This window comes from Acinetobacter sp. NBRC 110496 (assembly GCF_000876115.1).
Lineage (GTDB): Bacteria > Pseudomonadota > Gammaproteobacteria > Pseudomonadales > Moraxellaceae > Acinetobacter.
On sequence record NZ_BBTF01000070.1, the window covers coordinates 1 to 15,778 of the forward strand.

The following is a 15,778-nucleotide window of genomic DNA, read 5'->3' on the forward strand; positions in this document are numbered from 1 at the left end:
TTATTTATTTTATTATGGAATGATCATTCCTTTATTCGGATAATTATATGAAAAATCGATCTACAATCTATGCAAATCGATCTATACAAACCTCAGCCACTCAAAAAGCAGTAGAGCAATTTCCTATTTGGAAGTTATTGGCTTTTTCATTGATCGGATTTATTACGATCATGACGGAGACTATGCCTGTTGGCCTATTGCTTCAGATTAGCCAAGACTTGCAGATATCAAAACTATGGGCCGGGCAATTAGTCAGTTTTTATGCTTTAGGTTCTGTTTGTGCTGCAATACCGATTATCGCACTTACCAAGCATTGGGACAGACGTCGCTTATTGTTATTTTGTTTAGGCAGCTTATGTATTTTTAATGGGCTCGCTGCGATCTCGACACATTATATTTTCACTTTGTTTGTGCGCTTTTGTGCAGGGATGGCAGCAGGTGTCATTTGGGGGCTATTTGTGAGTTATGTCCGCTATTTGGTTGCTCCGCATTTACAAGGTCGTGCTTTAGCCGTTGCAGGTATTGGACAGCCATTAGCATTGTGTTTTGGTGTACCACTAGGAACCTTTCTTGGAACGTTGCTGGATTGGCGTAGTGTCTTTTGGATTATGTCGATTTTGGCATTGATCTTGGTTATTTGGGTTCGACTGCTTATTCCCTGTTTTATTGTTAATGTCACACAGCAAAAAGTAGCATTTGGGCAAACACTTAAAATGAAAGGTATTGGGCTCATTTTATTGATTTTGTTTGTTTGGGTCTTGGCACATAATATTCTATATACCTATATCTCTTTATATCTAATCGCAGTGGACTTGGGAGAACATATTGATACCATGCTCTTGATTTTTGGTCTGGCAGCAATTGTCGGCATTTTCTTCACTGGGCATTTTATTGATCAATATCTACGGCACTTAACCTTGGTGAGTCTTGTGATATTTTCTTTTTCAGCCTTATGCTTTGGCATCTTTATGCATTCTATCTGGATGGTTTGTGCCGCAGTAATTGCATGGGGGATTTCATTTGGCGGTGCACCCATACTGTTACAAACGGCACTGGCGGATATTGCAAAAGAACAAACGGATGTTGCTCAATCTATGTTGGTGACCATTTTTAACATTGCTGTTGCGGGAGGGGGGATTGTGGGCGGCCTTCTCCTTGATCGTTGGGGGATTCAATCTTTTGCGTGGAGTGCGTTGATTTTGTCATTCATTGCACTGATTTTAGTATATTGGGCTAAAGATCATGGATTTGGTGTGGGTCATCGTGCGTAGAATAGATGAATACAAACACATGACAATAAAAAAGCATCGTTTAAGATGCTTTTTTATTGTCGATCATTTGCATGATCATACTATGGGCAATACTGCCTTTAAATGGAATTTCAGGCAATTGATCGAACTTAAAGAATTGTGCAGCACTAATTTCTTCAAGCTGCAATTGAATATCGCCCGATTCATATTCAGCATGAAAGGCAATCATCAGATTGCTTGGGAAAGGCCAGGGTTGGCTCGACATATAACGAATATTTTTCAGTTTCAGCCCAACTTCTTCAAAAGCTTCTCTTTGCACGGCTTCTTCTAGAGTTTCACCAACTTCAACAAATCCCGCAATTAACCCGTACATATTACTTTTATTATGGGCTGATTTTGCCAATAGAACTTCATCCTGACCTTTGGTAATAATGGTAATGATACAGGGTTGTACACGCGGATATTGATGATAGCCACAAGTAGGGCAAACCATTGCATATTCTTTTGGGTGAATTTCTGTCGCATGCCCGCAATGGCTGCAAAACTTGTGATTGCGCCGCCATTCCAATAACTGAACGGCTCGGCTGGCTTGCAAGAAATCACTGCTGGACCAAGATTGAATCAACTCCCGAATAGGGACCAATTGATAGCCTTCGGGAATGGATTCATTTTCCAGCAGATCACGTGCAATGACGTGATCATTATGATGGATGGGGAGGTCACTTGCTAATTTTTCAACTTGTGGAAGTTGAAGGTTTTGGTCGACTAACAGTTTCTGGTGTTGAAAAATATAAGCAAGTGATAGTTGAGTCATTATGCGGCTATGGTTTGTAATTGTTGACTGTTTGATAATGCCACATCAAACATAGATTGCAATACTGGCTGCTTATTCTTCAGGTTATCAATCAGTAAATCTAATCCAGCAACGACATTCAAAATACAATGGATCTGTTCAGCATCGAAAGCTTGATTTTGCGCTAGACGATGTTGAGCAAAATGAGCAGCACCTAATAAGGCTGTTTGTTGTGCAGAACTACCTAAGAATAGTGCAGCACCAGAAAGCTCTTTTAAATAGTCTGGTAGGGCTTCCAGACTATGTGCACCCGGATCTTGAACATAAAGACTGAGCGTTTGCGTCAACGTTTCAATCAATGTTTTTGTTTCAGTGAGTAAGGCCTTATGTGCTTCATCTAAGCGGTCAAGCGAGATTTGCATATTGTTTACACGAAGCTGTAAACGGCTTGATGTATAATTACGTTCCAAGATACCAATCGAGTTCATTGAAGCCAGAATACTGTTCATTAACTGCTGTACTGAAGTTGCATCAGTCAATGTATTGGGTTGGCTTAATTTAGCTGCCTGTTGAGTCAGCTCTTGAGCTGCTTCATTCAAATTCAGTACTTTGAAGACATTTGCAAGTTGATGTAATTTTTGCTGAATTTCTTGAGTCTTTTCAGCAGACATATTTTGATGGTTATACTCAATCTCATTACGGATTTGAGCCATTTCATTGGTCATTAACTGGCTGATAGTATGTACGGTTTCATAGTCAGGACCATATAAATGACGGCTTAAGACTTGAAGTTGAGTGTCACTCAGTAATTCATCACCAATATTTAGTTGCTCACGAATGTGGTGTGAGACATTGTCTTCTTGGCTAATACAAATACATAAGATGTCGGCAAGATCTGCGATGGTATTTTTAAAGCTAGCGGGCTCTACCAGGAATTTACCAATATTGGTTTCAATTTGAATTAAAGTGCGTAGGCGTGCTTCGGTAATTGAAAGCACGTCAATATGGCTTAAGCCCACATTGACCAGTTGCCAGTATTGTTGACTTGGTTGACCAACCGCTAAGCCAGCCAGATAAACACCGACTAATTTAATCCCTTGCAGGTCAAGTGGTGTTTCTGCTTGTTTAATTAATTTGTTTAAACACAGCTTATAGAGCTGATGAATGTATTGTGATTGCTCTAAGCTTGGCGCTTGCGGTAAATTAAACGTTGGGGTAATGAACTCAAGCAGTGGCTGTACGGTTTGACCTTCTTTGGTCAGTGGTTTACCCAGTGCTTTTTCTAAACGATTGAGCGTGTCGAGTAGGAACTGCGGCACTTTTACTTCACGTAAGCAGATGAATTCAATATAACGTTTCAACATTGTGGTGCCTTCACTTAGGGCCACAACATCACTGGTTTGAATTTGCTGGGGTTGCGCCATAATTTTACGCATTAGCTCCGCAGAGTATTGCGTAATTTGTGATAAATGTGGCATATCAATTAAGGCAAGCACTTGTGTGCATTGTTCAAATTGATTTAGCGCATCATCAATTCCAAATGGTAAGGCTTGTTCTTCAGCAAGGGTATTGACCGCTGTTTCTACCAATTTAATCGAATTGTCGATCTCATTTTTTATTATTAATAATGCCGTTGGGTCGAAATGAATCGAGGTTTGGTAAGACATATGACCTACACCTTTCCTAAGTTGTTATATCCATTGACCTCCTTTTTTAGGAGGTCTAAATCTTTAAGGGTTAATATAACTTAACTTTAGAGGCTTGAAATACAAAAACTTACACTGAGCAGAAAATTTATTTTGCGAAAAGGCAAGCTTCTCCATGTTTTTGCTCGAATTGTTTGACCCAAGTCTCATGTTCATTCAATTCCTGCTCGGAAGGTTGAATCACAGGTAAGTCCACTTGCACACGTTGACGGGAAGTTTTGCCTTGGTTTTGTTGTGTCTGAGAAAGGGCATCCATATCAAATGAAACTTGCCCGCCAGTCATGGCTAGATAGACATCAGCCAAGATTTCAGCATCGAGCAAAGCACCGTGGAAGGTACGATCGCGGGCTGGAATTTCATAACGGCGTACCAAGGCATCCAAAGAGTTCTTTTGCCCAGGGTGTTTATTTTTGGCCATTGCCAAGGTATCGGTGACTTCGCAGACCTCTGAAAGCGGGAGTAATCCAGTGCGCTTGAACTCCATATCCAAGAAGTTCATATCGAAGGTGGCGTTATGCGCGATAATTTCAGCGCCCTTTAAGTAGTCAAAAAGAACATCAGAAATTTCTGCATATTTCGGTTTGTCTTTTAAAAAGTCATCACTGATACCATGGACATTTTCAGAATCGCCAACAGCTTTTTCAGGGTTGATATAGATATGAATCGAGCTGCCTGTCAGTTTACGATTGATCATTTCAATCGCACCTACTTCGATGATGCGGTCGCCATCTTGATAGTAGAAACCGGTGGTCTCGGTATCGAGAATGAGCTGTCGAGGTCCTTGAAGATGGACTTTGGCTTCTGTAATGACAATGTGTGGATGTTGATTCGCTTTAGATGTTTCTGTGGTCTGGGCAACTTGATCGTTATCACTCTGTTCTGCTTGTAAGGCAATGTCTTGAGGTTCTTCTTCAAGCATGTCGTCTGCCTCTGCCTCCACATCCAGACCGAAGGGGTCTGTTAAGAGCCAGTCTGCTTCAGGCTTTTTTGTATCAGCGTTAGCCTGTGTTGCAGATTTCAATTGTTGAGCTGTTTGTTCGGCACCAAGATTTGCCAATTGGTCTGCCATTTCATTACCTGCATGTCCAGCATGGCCTTTAATCCAGTTCCATTCGATATCTCGATTGGCGCAGATCGCATCCAGTTTTTGCCATAAATCAGGATTTTTAACATCTTTCCAGTTTTTCTTTTTCCAGCCATGAATCCATTCGGTAATGCCTTGTTTGACATAGTTGGAATCGGTCCAGATGATTAAGCGTGCGTCAGTTGGACAGAATGCAACACCTTCAATCGCGGCTTGTAGTTCCATGCGGTTATTGGTTGTCTCTGGTTCGCCACCAAACAGTTTATGTTCACCTTGTTCGGTAATGACATACGCACCCCAACCCCCAAGACCTGGGTTTCCTTTGCATGCGCCATCAACATAAAGAGTGATTGTTTGTGACATATCTGAACCTGAACAATAAGCAGAATAAAAAATTGAGTAATTGCAATCCAAAAAGCGGGAGCAATATTCAAGTGTGACCTTAGCCCATCCAAACTGGATTGGGGTGCCCAGAATTTTAACATTCTTGAGCTATCTCTTGTATTGTAAAGCTAAATTCTGATTCTGAACGTTACAAAACTCATCTTTTTTAATTTCTTGTAACATTTCCATGCAAATCACGTTAAATTATTGCCTTGTCTAAGTGCCATGCTTTACTACAATGGCAAATCGAAGAAATAAACTAGCGTGAGTTGACTGGAAGTTTTTATGTATAAATCGAGCACTTTGATGTTGCAAAAATCTGCAACATCATTATTCAAAATCACTGTACTCACTTCTGCTCTAGCCGCGTTGGGAATTACTGCAGGTTGTTCTTCAACACCTTCATCTGGCAAAACCTCATCGTCTAAACATGTGGGTTCAGGTTATCTGGATGCAAGTAGCCTAGATTCTTTAGAGGATTTACTTTCTGCAACGGATATGCGTGCTGTAGAAGGTGACCGTCTATTGGTACTGAAACATGGTGATGTGTGGAAGCGAATGACGGTTGGTTTCAAGATGGACCTGAACCATTGGGATTCACGTATTGAGGCACAACGTAGCTGGTTTATTTCACGCCAACCTTATTTGGATCGTTTAAGTGCACGTGCCAGCCGTTATTTATACCACACTGTAAAAGAAGCGGAACGCCGTGGTATGCCAACCGAATTGGCGCTACTTCCTATTATTGAAAGTTCTTATGACCCTGCTGCAACCAGTAGTGCTGCGGCAGCAGGTTTATGGCAGTTTATTCCGAGTACGGGCCGTATTTATGGTTTACAGCAAACCAGCCTGTATGACGGGCGTCGTGACGTTGTCGAGTCGACGCGTGCAGCGTATGAATTTTTTGGTAGCTTATATAACCAGTTTGGCTCTTGGGAACTCGCACTGGCGGCTTATAATGCTGGGCCGGGACGTATTCAACAGGCGATTAACCGTAACCGTGCGGCAGGTTTGCCAACTGATTATTGGTCATTAAAACTTCCTCAAGAAACCATGAACTATGTGCCGCGTTTCTTGGCTGTTGCGCAGATTATTAAAAATCCGGGTGCTTATGGGGTAAGTTTGCCACCAATTGCCAACCGTCCTCACTTCCGTGAAGTGAGTTTGGCTGCACCACTTGAGTTAAATCAGATCGCTTCGATTACAGGTTTAAGTCGTGCTGAGCTCTATGCATTGAACCCGGGTTATCGTGGTGAAATGGTGGATTCAATGAGTCCAATGCGAATTCTGATTCCAGCGGATTTAAGCCCATCAATTGATGCAAAACTTCGTTCAGGCAAATCAAGTTCGGGTGGTTTCTGGGCAAGTAATAAAACACCGCCAGCAATGAATAACAGTTCATCAAATGTCTCAACGACGATTCGTACCACGACAAGCTCTGGCACCAGTGCGGCAACGGTAACCCCCCCGAATTTAACCGCAAGTAATACAACGCGCCCAACGACATCATCGACCAGTAAACTGAATACGCCACGCGGTTCAGATGCTTTAGCATCATTTGCAGCAGCTGCAGATGTACCGAGTGCGCCACGTATTCCAGTTGCGATTACCCCCGCTGCGAATATCAAGCCAGTCAAAACCGAGCCACCAATTTCTTTGAAAGAGCGTGAGCAAATTAGTGCTGCAATCAAGGAAGAAGGTAAGAAGGAAACTGTTGCGCAAGCTTTAGAGCCACAAGCAACCCAAGCTGAACGAGATCAGGTGGTTGCGGAAATTAAGGCCATTGCACCGAAAGGGACAGAAATTGTCGATCCATTTGATGGCAAGATTAAGTTGACTGCCATTCAGACCAGCCAGTCCGTTGCTGATGAAAAAGGTCAAGAAGTCAGTAAGGGCTTTGCTTATCCGAAGAATTTGGTTGAAGACACTGCGACTGCAAATAGCGATGATGCGAAGCGCAATCAGGGTAAACCTTATATCAAAACGGATACTGATGTGGTGGTGGTTGCACCAAAGGGCAAGCGTAGTACCTATGTCGTACAGCCCGGTGATACGCTTGCAATCATTGCTCAGAAAAATGGTGTGAATTGGCGTGACATTGCGCAGTGGAACCAGATTGATCCAAACGGCACATTATTTGTTGGTACCAGTTTGTATCTTTATGATGCCAAACCTCAAGCTGAGCCTGTTAAAGCCGCTGAGAAGCCAGAGAGTTATGTGGTGCAGTCAGGTGATAGTTTAACCAATCTGGCCTCACGTTTTGATTTAACGCTGAAACAATTGGCTGATTATAATAACCTGTCTGTAACGGATGGTTTATTCGTAGGGCAAAAACTCACGTTGATTGAGCCGAAAACGAATACTCGCACAGCACATCAAACGACACGTGCTACAGAAAGTAAAGCTGCAACGGCTGCAAAAGTTGCAACCAAATCGTATACCGTGAAACGTGGTGAGTATTTAAAGTTGATCGCTGATCGTTATGCCTTATCGAACCAAGAATTGGCTGATCTAACATCGGGCTTAACGTCGAGCAGCAGTTTGTTTGTTGGACAAAAAATTAATGTGCCATTGCACGAAGTTTCTCAGACCCAAGATGAGCCTGAGCCAACTAAGGGCAATGTAAGTGCATCGACCAGTTATAAAACGGAAAGTTATACGGTACAACGTGGCGATACTTTATCAAGTATTGCGACCAAGTCGAAAATTTCGCTCAGTGAATTAGCTGAGTTGAATAACTTGAAGTCAAATAGTGGCGTACGTTTGGGGCAAAGCTTAAAGATTCCAGCGGGTTCAACTGTACCTGACCAATATGTGGTTCAGTCTGGCGATAGCTTGAATGCGATTGCAGCCAAGTACAATCTACAACTCAGCTATGTTGCCGATTTGAATGGCTTGGAGCGAACAGCAGGGGTGCGTGTTGGTCAGCGTTTAAAGTTAAGCGGTGATGTACCTGCAAAAACGACGACCAGCAATACGGCTAAAGCGAGAGATGAAAGTACCCCAGATGTATATACTGTCAAGTCGGGTGATACCTTAGGCAATATCGCGAGTCGCCATAATTTGCAGTTGGATTATGTTGCAGGTTTAAATGGTTTAACTCGGACCAGCAATGTTCGTCTCGGTCAGAAACTGAAGTTGACAGGTGATCTTCCAAAAGCTGAAGCGGCAAAAGCCGACAACACTAAAACAGCCCCTAAGGCTGCGGCGCCAAGTCGAAATACTGAAAAATATAGTGTTAAAGCGGGTGAGTCACTGAACAGCATTGCCAGTCGTTTCGGGATGTCGGGTCGTGAATTGGCTGATTTAAATGATCTCAAAGCCAATGCAAGTTTACAGCGTGGTCAAAGTATCTCAGTTCCTAAAACAGTAACTGAATACAAAGTAAAGCGTGGCGATACCTTAATTGGTTTAGCAAGCCGTTATGGTTTGGAGACCAGCGCCTTGGCAGAAATGAATGATCTGACCCCAAGTACTCAATTACGTATTGGTGATGTCATTAAAGTGCCTAGCTTGTAATTACAGATGAGCTTTTCGCTTTTCACAAAAAGGCTTAGTCTATGTTATGGACTAAGCCTTTTTACTCCGATTGCCTTTGCGACAATACAAACCACGCCTTATTTGGCCATGCATGTGCAGCCGAAATACGCACAGCTCAAAGCGATGCCTTATGCCAATCCAAATGCACCTAAAGGAGGAATCCTGAGTCAATCCAGTTTGGGAACATTTGATAATTTAAATAGCATGAATGGCAAGGGCAGTTCGACTGAAGGGGTCAATTATCTATTCGATAGTTTAATGGATCGTTCATTGGATGAACCACGGGTTATGTATCCGTTATTGGCGGAAAAGGTCAGTTACGATCCAGAGCATCTACAATCAGTGACTTTCCATTTGAATCCACATGCGCGATTTAATAATGGTCAGCCTGTCACCGCAGAAGATGTCAAATTTACCTTTGAGATGTATCAAAGCAAAGCCAATTTAGGTTTTCAGATGTATTTGTCTGATTTGGCTAAAACAGAAGTATTGTCCAGATATCAGATTAAATTTACGTTTAAATCGAAGAATAATGTGGAAATGCCTCTGATTGTGGCAAGCCTTCCGATCTATTCAAAACTAGACTGGAACAATAAAGACTTTACGCGGGTGACATTACAACCAATTGTCGGATCTGGCCCCTATGTGATTGACCGGATTGATGCAGGCCGAAGTATTCGCTATAAGCGCAACCCAAACTATTGGGCCAAAGATTTGCCTGTGAATAAAGGTCGTTATAACTTTGATCGACTTAAATATGTGTATTATCGAAATTTAGAGGTCAGTTTTGAGGGCTTTAAAGCTCGGCAATTCAATTTATATGAAGAAAAAAATATCCGTAATTGGGTGACTGCCTATCATTTTCCAGCAGTTAGGTCGGGCTTGATCAAGACTTATAAAGCGCGTTTGGGAACGCCGTTGGATATTCAAAGTTTGGTGTTTAATATCCGCCGTGCCCCCTTAAATGATATCCATCTTCGTCAGGCATTAACCTATGCTTATGACTTTGAATGGCAAAATAAAGCTTTATTTTTTAATCAGAATCAGCGCTTACAAAGCTATTTTGACAATACCGATTTGGCAGCAACGGGCCGGCCGAGTACCGCCGAGCTAAAAATCCTGAATCCGTTCTTGGCTCAGTTAGATCCAGTTATGCGTCAAGGGGTGCTGGCGGATTGGCATTATCCTATTTCCGATGCGAGTGGTTTCAATCGACAGAATTTATTGGCAGCACAAAAGATTTTAAAAGATGAGGGCTATGTTATTCGCCAAGGTCGATTGTATGATCGTCAGGGAAAAGCGATTCGCATTGAGTTATTGATGCAGCAAGAGAACCCACAACGTGAATTGATGCCATTTGTGCGTAATCTGGGGCGTTTAGGGATTCAGGTCAATCTCAGACAAGTCGATGTTCCCCAATATATGGAACGGATTCGGCATCAAGATTTTGATATGATGGTATTGAAATTGCCACAGACCTTGACGCCAGGCAAAGAGCAAGCCCAGTTTTGGGGGAGTGCTGCCGCGGATGAAGCAGGGAATTACAACTATTCAGGAATAAAGAACCCTGCAATTGATCAGATGATTAGGAAGATTGTGGCGGCAAAAACACGTGAAGAAGTGGTGTTGTATACGCGCGTACTCGATCGTTTGCTGCGAGCAGGTTATTATCAGATCCTGACTTATGGGAAACCCGAACGATGGTTCGCCTATTGGGATATATATCAGCAACCACAAATTAAACCAAAGCTTTCTGTAGGGTGGGAATACTGGTGGGTTGATGCTGCGAAAGCTAAAAAACTTGATCAGCCTGTGCAAAAATCTGGATTAAAATAATCAAGGATCTTACTAAATGCTTCACTATATTCTGAAAAGAATGTTATTGATGATCCCAACCTTATTTTTCATTTTATTGATTAATTTTATTATTGTGCAAATTGCACCCGGCGGGCCTGTCGAACAAGCGGTTCAACAGATCCAGAATGCACAGGGTTTAGGGGCAGGTAGCCATTCACAATCTACGCTCGGTACACTGGCACAGTATCAGGGTGCACGAGGCTTAAGCCCAGAGATGATTGAAAAAATCAAAGCACAATATGGTTTTGATCGGCCTGCCTATGAGCGTTTTGGATTAATGCTTAAAGGGTATTTGACGCTGGATTTCGGCAGCAGTTTTTTTAAAGATAAGCCTGTAACGCAGCTACTCTATGAAAAATTGCCAGTCACGCTGTCTTTGGGGATTTGGAGCACTTTTCTGATTTACCTGATTGCGATTCCTCTGGGTATTAAAAAAGCCAAAAATAATGGTTTGCTGTTTGATCAATCCAGTTCATTGTTGCTTGCGGTAAGTTATGCGATTCCATCTTTTGTTTTTGCTATTTTATTGATTGTCTTTTTTGCCGGTGGAAGTTATTTACAATGGTTTCCGTTGCAAGGTTTGGTGTCGGAAAACTTTAGCCAACTTAGTCTATTGGCAAAAATAAAAGATTATCTATGGCATATGAGTTTGCCGATTCTGAGCATGGTATTGGGGAGTTTTGCTGCACGCACCTATCTGACTAAATATTCATTTGTAGAAGAGCTGAAAAAGCCCTATGTGCTGACTGCACGATCAAAAGGCCTAAACGAAAATCAGATCCTTTATGGTCATGTTTTTCGTAATGCAATCTTGGTGGTGGTGGCAGCTTTACCGGAAACACTGGTCGGGATTTTCTTTGTAGGTAACTTATTTATCGAGATTATCTTTAATCTGGATGGTATTGGGCTATTAGGTTTTGAGGCAATTACCCAGCGTGATTATCCTGTCATTTTTGGAACTCTTTTTTTATTTACTCTATTTGGAATGATTTTGCGGTTAATCGGCGATTTACTCTATCATGTGATTGATCCGCGTATTGATTTTGAATCAAGAGGTGGGCAATGATGTCACCTTTAATGCGCGCACGATTTTCTCGCTTTCAGCATAATCAGCTTGGTTTTCGTTGTTTTATTCTATTTATAATTATTTTTGTTTTGTCGTTATTTGCCGAATTCATTGCCAATGATAAACCGCTGTTGGTTCGTTATCAGCAGTCTTTTTATTTTCCAATCATGCGGGATTATCCAGAAACGACCTTTGGCGGTGTTTTTGAAACCACGGCAGATTATCAAGATCCTGTGGTGAAGCAGTTAATTGAAAAGCAGGGCTGGATGATTTCTCCACCGGTGGCTTTTTCCTATCAATCTCCCAATTTATCACTTGCGGTGCCTGTGCCATCAAAACCAAGTCCACAGAACTGGCTTGGAACGGATGATCAAGGTCGCGATGTATTTGCCCGAATTCTCTATGGTCTTCGCATTTCCCTCTTATTTGGATTTGCCCTGACACTGTGTTCTGCTGTCGTTGGCATTATTGTGGGGGCAATACAGGGGTATTACGGTGGCTGGATTGATCTGATTGGACAACGGGTGCTAGAGGTGTGGGGCGGTTTGCCAATGCTATTCATTGTCATGATTCTGGTCAGTATGTTTAGCCCCAGTGTATATTGGCTATTTCTGATCATGTTGCTATTTGGCTGGACGGAGTTGGTTGGATTGGTACGGGCAGAATTCTTGCGCGCGCGAAATCTTGATTATGTTCGGGCAGCGCAAGCGTTGGGAGTAAGTGATGATCAAATTATCTTTAAGCACATCTTGCCTAATGCTATAAGCTCTAGTCTGTCACAGATTCCGTTTATGTTGACCGCAAATATCATTGCTTTAACTGCATTGGATTTTTTAGGTTATGGCCTACCACCTGACGCGGCTTCGCTCGGAGAGTTATTATTACAAGGTAAAAATAATCTCGATGCACCTTGGCTAGTGCTTTCAGGATTCTTTACTTTGGCGATTGTACTGTCTTTATTGATTTATATTGGGGAGGCAGCGCGTGATGCATTCGACCCAAGACGCTAAGACTGTTTTACAGCCTTTATTAAGTGTTCAGCAACTCAAGATCCAAAACGAAATAGGACACTGTTTGGTCGAGCATTTGAGCTTCGATGTTTACTCTGCCCAAACGGTGGCGATTGTCGGTGAAAGTGGTTCTGGGAAATCAATCAGTGCGCTAGCCCTATTGGGGTTGTTACCCGAGAACTTGGCGGTGCAAGGGCGAGTTGAATTTGCTGGCCAAGCGTTTTTGTCTGCTCACCAAGCTCAATTGCAGCAGCTTCGGGGCAAACGAATTGCCATGGTTTTTCAAGAACCGATGACAGCATTGAATCCTTTGCACTGTGTAGACAAAATAATTGCTGAAAGCCTGATTTTATCTGGGCTTAGTAAGGCTGATATTCGACAGCAGACACTTTCTTTATTGCAAGAGGTTGGGCTTGTTGAGGCAGAGCAAATTCTGAAATGTTATCCACATGAATTATCAGGAGGGCAACGACAACGGGTGATGTTGGCGATGGCCTTGGCTTTAGAGCCTGAGATTTTGATCGCAGATGAGCCAACGACGGCCTTAGATGTGGTGCTACAAGCCCAAATTTTAGCCTTGTTAAAACGGTTACAACAGCAGCGAAAGATGGCGCTTATTTTGATTAGCCATGATCTGAATTTAATTCGGCATTATGCAGATCAGGTTGTGGTACTTAATCAAGGGCGAGTTGAAGAGCAGGGTGAGGTCAATGAAATTTTTACACATCCCAAGACGGTATATACGCAGAATCTACTGAATCTTGATTTTGGGCAGGCTTTGCAGCTACAACCCAGCCAGAGATTACTGGAATTAAAAAATGTTACGGTAAAATATCCCATTAAAGGTGGGCTATTTAATCGGGTTCAATCCTATAAAGTTGCCGCTGAAGCTGTGAGTTTTAGCTTATCGCAAGGTGAGGCTTTGGGTATTGTTGGGGAAAGTGGTTCAGGGAAGTCTTCGTTGGCGTTGGCTATCGCGCGGTTGATCAAAAGTGAAGGTGAAATCCTTTTCCAGAAGAATAATTTAAACCAATTGACCCGAAAACAGCTTCGGCCACTTCGCCAAGATTTCCAGATTGTCTTCCAAGACCCTTTCAGTAGCTTAAATCCACGGATGTCTGTTGAACAAATTATTGCAGAGGGGCTTCAGCTGCAACGTATTTCCAAGCAACAGAGTCATGAGCAAATTGACGCTGTGCTTGCAAAAGTCGAATTGTCTACAACAGAAAGAACCAAGTATCCTCATCAGCTCTCTGGCGGTCAGCGGCAACGGGTAGCGCTTGCTCGTGCATTGGTCTTGAATCCCAAGCTACTGATTCTGGATGAACCGACGTCTGCTTTAGATCGCACCACCCAACTGGCCATCATTCAGTTACTGCGTCGTTTGCAGCAACAAGAAAAAATCAGTTACGTGTTTATCAGTCATGACTTACAAGTCATTCAAGCGCTTTGTCAGAAGGTCATGGTCATGCATCAAACCAAAGTCTTGGAATATCAAGCAACAGCACTTTTATTTAGCCAGCCTCAGACGGAATACACGCGTCAACTCATTTCTGCCAGCACATATTCGCATTGTAATTAAATTGACATATGCTATTGTCAGTTTGTCGGAAGAGAGCTTGACAGTCAAAATAATCAGATTAAATTAGAGCAAAAGATCTAATTATAGCAGAGGATGGCCATGAGTCAGATTGCAAATAGTATCCAGATTCGGAACACCACATTTAAAAACCGTATTATTAAAGGGGCCATGAGTGAAGCGCTGGCAAATGATGCTGGACAGCCAAATGATGTGTTAATTGGTTTATATGAGGCTTGGGCAAAAGGTGGACTCGGTTGTGCCGTCACCGGTAATGTGATGGTGAATATTGGTGCCAAGAATGAGCCTGGTGTGGTTGCAATTGAAACAGAACGTGATTTGGAAAAATTACAGCAATGGGCTGCGATTGGCAAAAAATACGGCATGGTGCAATTGATTCAGTTGTCACATCCTGGTCGGCAATGTCCTAAAGGGCTCAATAAAGAGACTGTCGCGCCATCAGCGGTGCCATTTAGTCCGATGCTTGCTGCAATGTTTGGCACACCATGTGAGCTCAAACATGAAGAAATTTTAGATATTATTCAGCGTTTTGCAACGGCTGCAGCGGTATGTGAAAAGGCTGGGTTTGAGGGGGTGCAGTTTCATGGTGCACATGGTTATCTCATCAGCCAGTTTTTATCACCTCTGACCAACAAGCGTACCGATCAATGGGGTGGTTCGATTGAGAACCGTATGCGATTCTTGCTGGAAATTTATAAGGCAGTCCGTGAGGCGACCTCTGAAAATTTCATCATTTCGGTCAAACTAAATTCGGCGGATTTTCAGCGCGGTGGTATTACTGAAGATGATGTCATTATTGTATTTAAGGCGATTGATGCAGCGGGGATCGATATTATTGAAATCTCGGGAGGGACTTATGAGGCGCCAGCCATGGCAGGGGTAAAAGCCGAATCTCGTAAAGCCAGTACCGTTGCACGTGAGGCATATTTCTTGGAGTTTGCCGAGAAGATCCGCCAACATGTCTCTTGTAAGTTGATGGTGACGGGGGGCTTCCGTACCGTAGAAGGAATGAATGCTGCACTTGAAAGTGGTGCATGTGATTTTATCGGGATTGCCCGTCCACTTGCGGTTGAAACGGATCTGACAGACCGTTTAATTGCAGGGCATGATGTTCGTTATGCTGTGAACCAAATCAAAACAGGTATTCCATTTGTCGATAAGATGGCGATTATGGAAATCATCTGGTATGCAGCGCAGTTTAAAGCCATTGGGCAAGGTAAAAAGCCGAATCCAAAATTATCACCACTGTTGGTATTCTTAAATTATGCGAAAGGGAATATCAAAGCAGTTGTGAAAGGTCGAGTCAATTCTCGGAAGTCTGCATAAGATATATTAGGGCTCTTCGGAGTCCTTTTTATTATTCAAAGCAAATAAAAAAGCCACTGTCTTAAAATGCAGTGGCTTTTTCAAATTTGGCGTCCCTACGGGGATTCGAACCCCGGTTACCGCCGTGAAAGGGCGATGTCCTAGGCCTCTAGACGATAGGGA

Annotated in this window: 10 protein-coding genes; 7 read left to right on the forward strand and 3 right to left on the reverse strand. The window is 42.7% G+C overall.

Annotated features, from left to right (window positions below):
* Positions 1–47: 47 nt before the first annotated feature.
* Positions 48–1,271, forward strand: a complete 1,224-nt coding sequence (locus Aba26S_RS18910; RefSeq protein WP_005272446.1) for an MFS transporter — start codon at positions 48–50, stop codon at positions 1,269–1,271.
* Positions 1,272–1,311: 40 nt separating this feature from the next.
* On the opposite strand, the gene nudC is transcribed toward Aba26S_RS18910, so the two are convergent.
* The 3 genes from nudC to dnaQ all read right to left on the reverse strand — a co-directional run bounded on the left by nudC (position 1,312) and on the right by dnaQ (position 5,196).
* On the reverse strand, positions 1,312–2,064 hold the full coding sequence (gene nudC / locus Aba26S_RS18915) for an NAD(+) diphosphatase (protein WP_005272434.1): 753 nt from the start codon (positions 2,062–2,064) through the stop codon (positions 1,312–1,314).
* Positions 2,064–3,710, reverse strand: a complete 1,647-nt coding sequence (locus Aba26S_RS18920) for a hypothetical protein (RefSeq protein WP_005272433.1) — start codon at positions 3,708–3,710, stop codon at positions 2,064–2,066. The genes nudC and Aba26S_RS18920 overlap by 1 nt, the downstream gene beginning before the upstream one ends.
* Before the next feature lie 127 nt (positions 3,711–3,837).
* Positions 3,838–5,196, reverse strand: a complete 1,359-nt coding sequence (dnaQ, locus tag Aba26S_RS18925; RefSeq protein ID WP_005272432.1) for a DNA polymerase III subunit epsilon — start codon at positions 5,194–5,196, stop codon at positions 3,838–3,840.
* Between the two features lie 306 nt (positions 5,197–5,502).
* Here dnaQ and Aba26S_RS18930 point away from each other — a divergent pair, with 306 nt between their 5' ends.
* The 6 genes from Aba26S_RS18930 (at position 5,503) to Aba26S_RS18955 (ending at position 15,616) form a co-directional block, all read left to right on the forward strand.
* Positions 5,503–8,736 carry a LysM peptidoglycan-binding domain-containing protein gene (locus tag Aba26S_RS18930; protein WP_043974287.1) on the forward strand — a complete coding sequence of 1,078 codons (3,234 nt, stop codon included), beginning with the start codon at positions 5,503–5,505 and terminating at the stop codon, positions 8,734–8,736.
* A gap of 6 nt (positions 8,737–8,742) precedes the next feature.
* The gene (locus Aba26S_RS18935; RefSeq protein WP_005272430.1) at positions 8,743–10,593 is read left to right on the forward strand and encodes an extracellular solute-binding protein; all 1,851 of its coding nucleotides are present in this window, start codon (positions 8,743–8,745) and stop codon (positions 10,591–10,593) included.
* Positions 10,594–10,609: 16 nt separating this feature from the next.
* Positions 10,610–11,680: a microcin C ABC transporter permease YejB gene (locus Aba26S_RS18940; RefSeq protein ID WP_005272429.1), complete on the forward strand. Its 1,071-nt coding sequence runs from the start codon at positions 10,610–10,612 to the stop codon at positions 11,678–11,680.
* Positions 11,680–12,690 carry an ABC transporter permease gene (locus Aba26S_RS18945; protein ID WP_032879085.1) on the forward strand — a complete coding sequence of 337 codons (1,011 nt, stop codon included), beginning with the start codon at positions 11,680–11,682 and terminating at the stop codon, positions 12,688–12,690. Before Aba26S_RS18940 ends, Aba26S_RS18945 begins: the two co-directional genes overlap by 1 nt.
* Complete coding sequence (locus Aba26S_RS18950) at positions 12,668–14,272, forward strand: ABC transporter ATP-binding protein (protein ID WP_043974290.1); 1,605 nt, start codon at positions 12,668–12,670, stop codon at positions 14,270–14,272. Before Aba26S_RS18945 ends, Aba26S_RS18950 begins: the two co-directional genes overlap by 23 nt.
* 99 nt (positions 14,273–14,371) lie before the next feature.
* A complete protein-coding gene (locus tag Aba26S_RS18955) occupies positions 14,372–15,616 on the forward strand; it encodes an NADH:flavin oxidoreductase/NADH oxidase family protein (RefSeq protein WP_043974298.1) in 1,245 nt (414 codons plus the stop codon).
* The last annotated feature ends 162 nt before the right edge of the window (positions 15,617–15,778 follow it).

Coding starts and splice junctions, on each gene's coding strand:
- Aba26S_RS18910 (WP_005272446.1), top strand. CDS start 48: ATGAAAAATCGATCTACAATCTATGCAAATCGATCTATACAAACCTCA.
- nudC (WP_005272434.1), bottom strand. CDS start 2,064: ATGACTCAACTATCACTTGCTTATATTTTTCAACACCAGAAACTGTTA.
- Aba26S_RS18920 (WP_005272433.1), bottom strand. CDS start 3,710: ATGTCTTACCAAACCTCGATTCATTTCGACCCAACGGCATTATTAATA.
- dnaQ (WP_005272432.1), bottom strand. CDS start 5,196: ATGTCACAAACAATCACTCTTTATGTTGATGGCGCATGCAAAGGAAAC.
- Aba26S_RS18930 (WP_043974287.1), top strand. CDS start 5,503: ATGTATAAATCGAGCACTTTGATGTTGCAAAAATCTGCAACATCATTA.
- Aba26S_RS18935 (WP_005272430.1), top strand. CDS start 8,743: ATGAGCTTTTCGCTTTTCACAAAAAGGCTTAGTCTATGTTATGGACTA.
- Aba26S_RS18940 (WP_005272429.1), top strand. CDS start 10,610: ATGCTTCACTATATTCTGAAAAGAATGTTATTGATGATCCCAACCTTA.
- Aba26S_RS18945 (WP_032879085.1), top strand. CDS start 11,680: ATGTCACCTTTAATGCGCGCACGATTTTCTCGCTTTCAGCATAATCAG.
- Aba26S_RS18950 (WP_043974290.1), top strand. CDS start 12,668: ATGCATTCGACCCAAGACGCTAAGACTGTTTTACAGCCTTTATTAAGT.
- Aba26S_RS18955 (WP_043974298.1), top strand. CDS start 14,372: ATGAGTCAGATTGCAAATAGTATCCAGATTCGGAACACCACATTTAAA.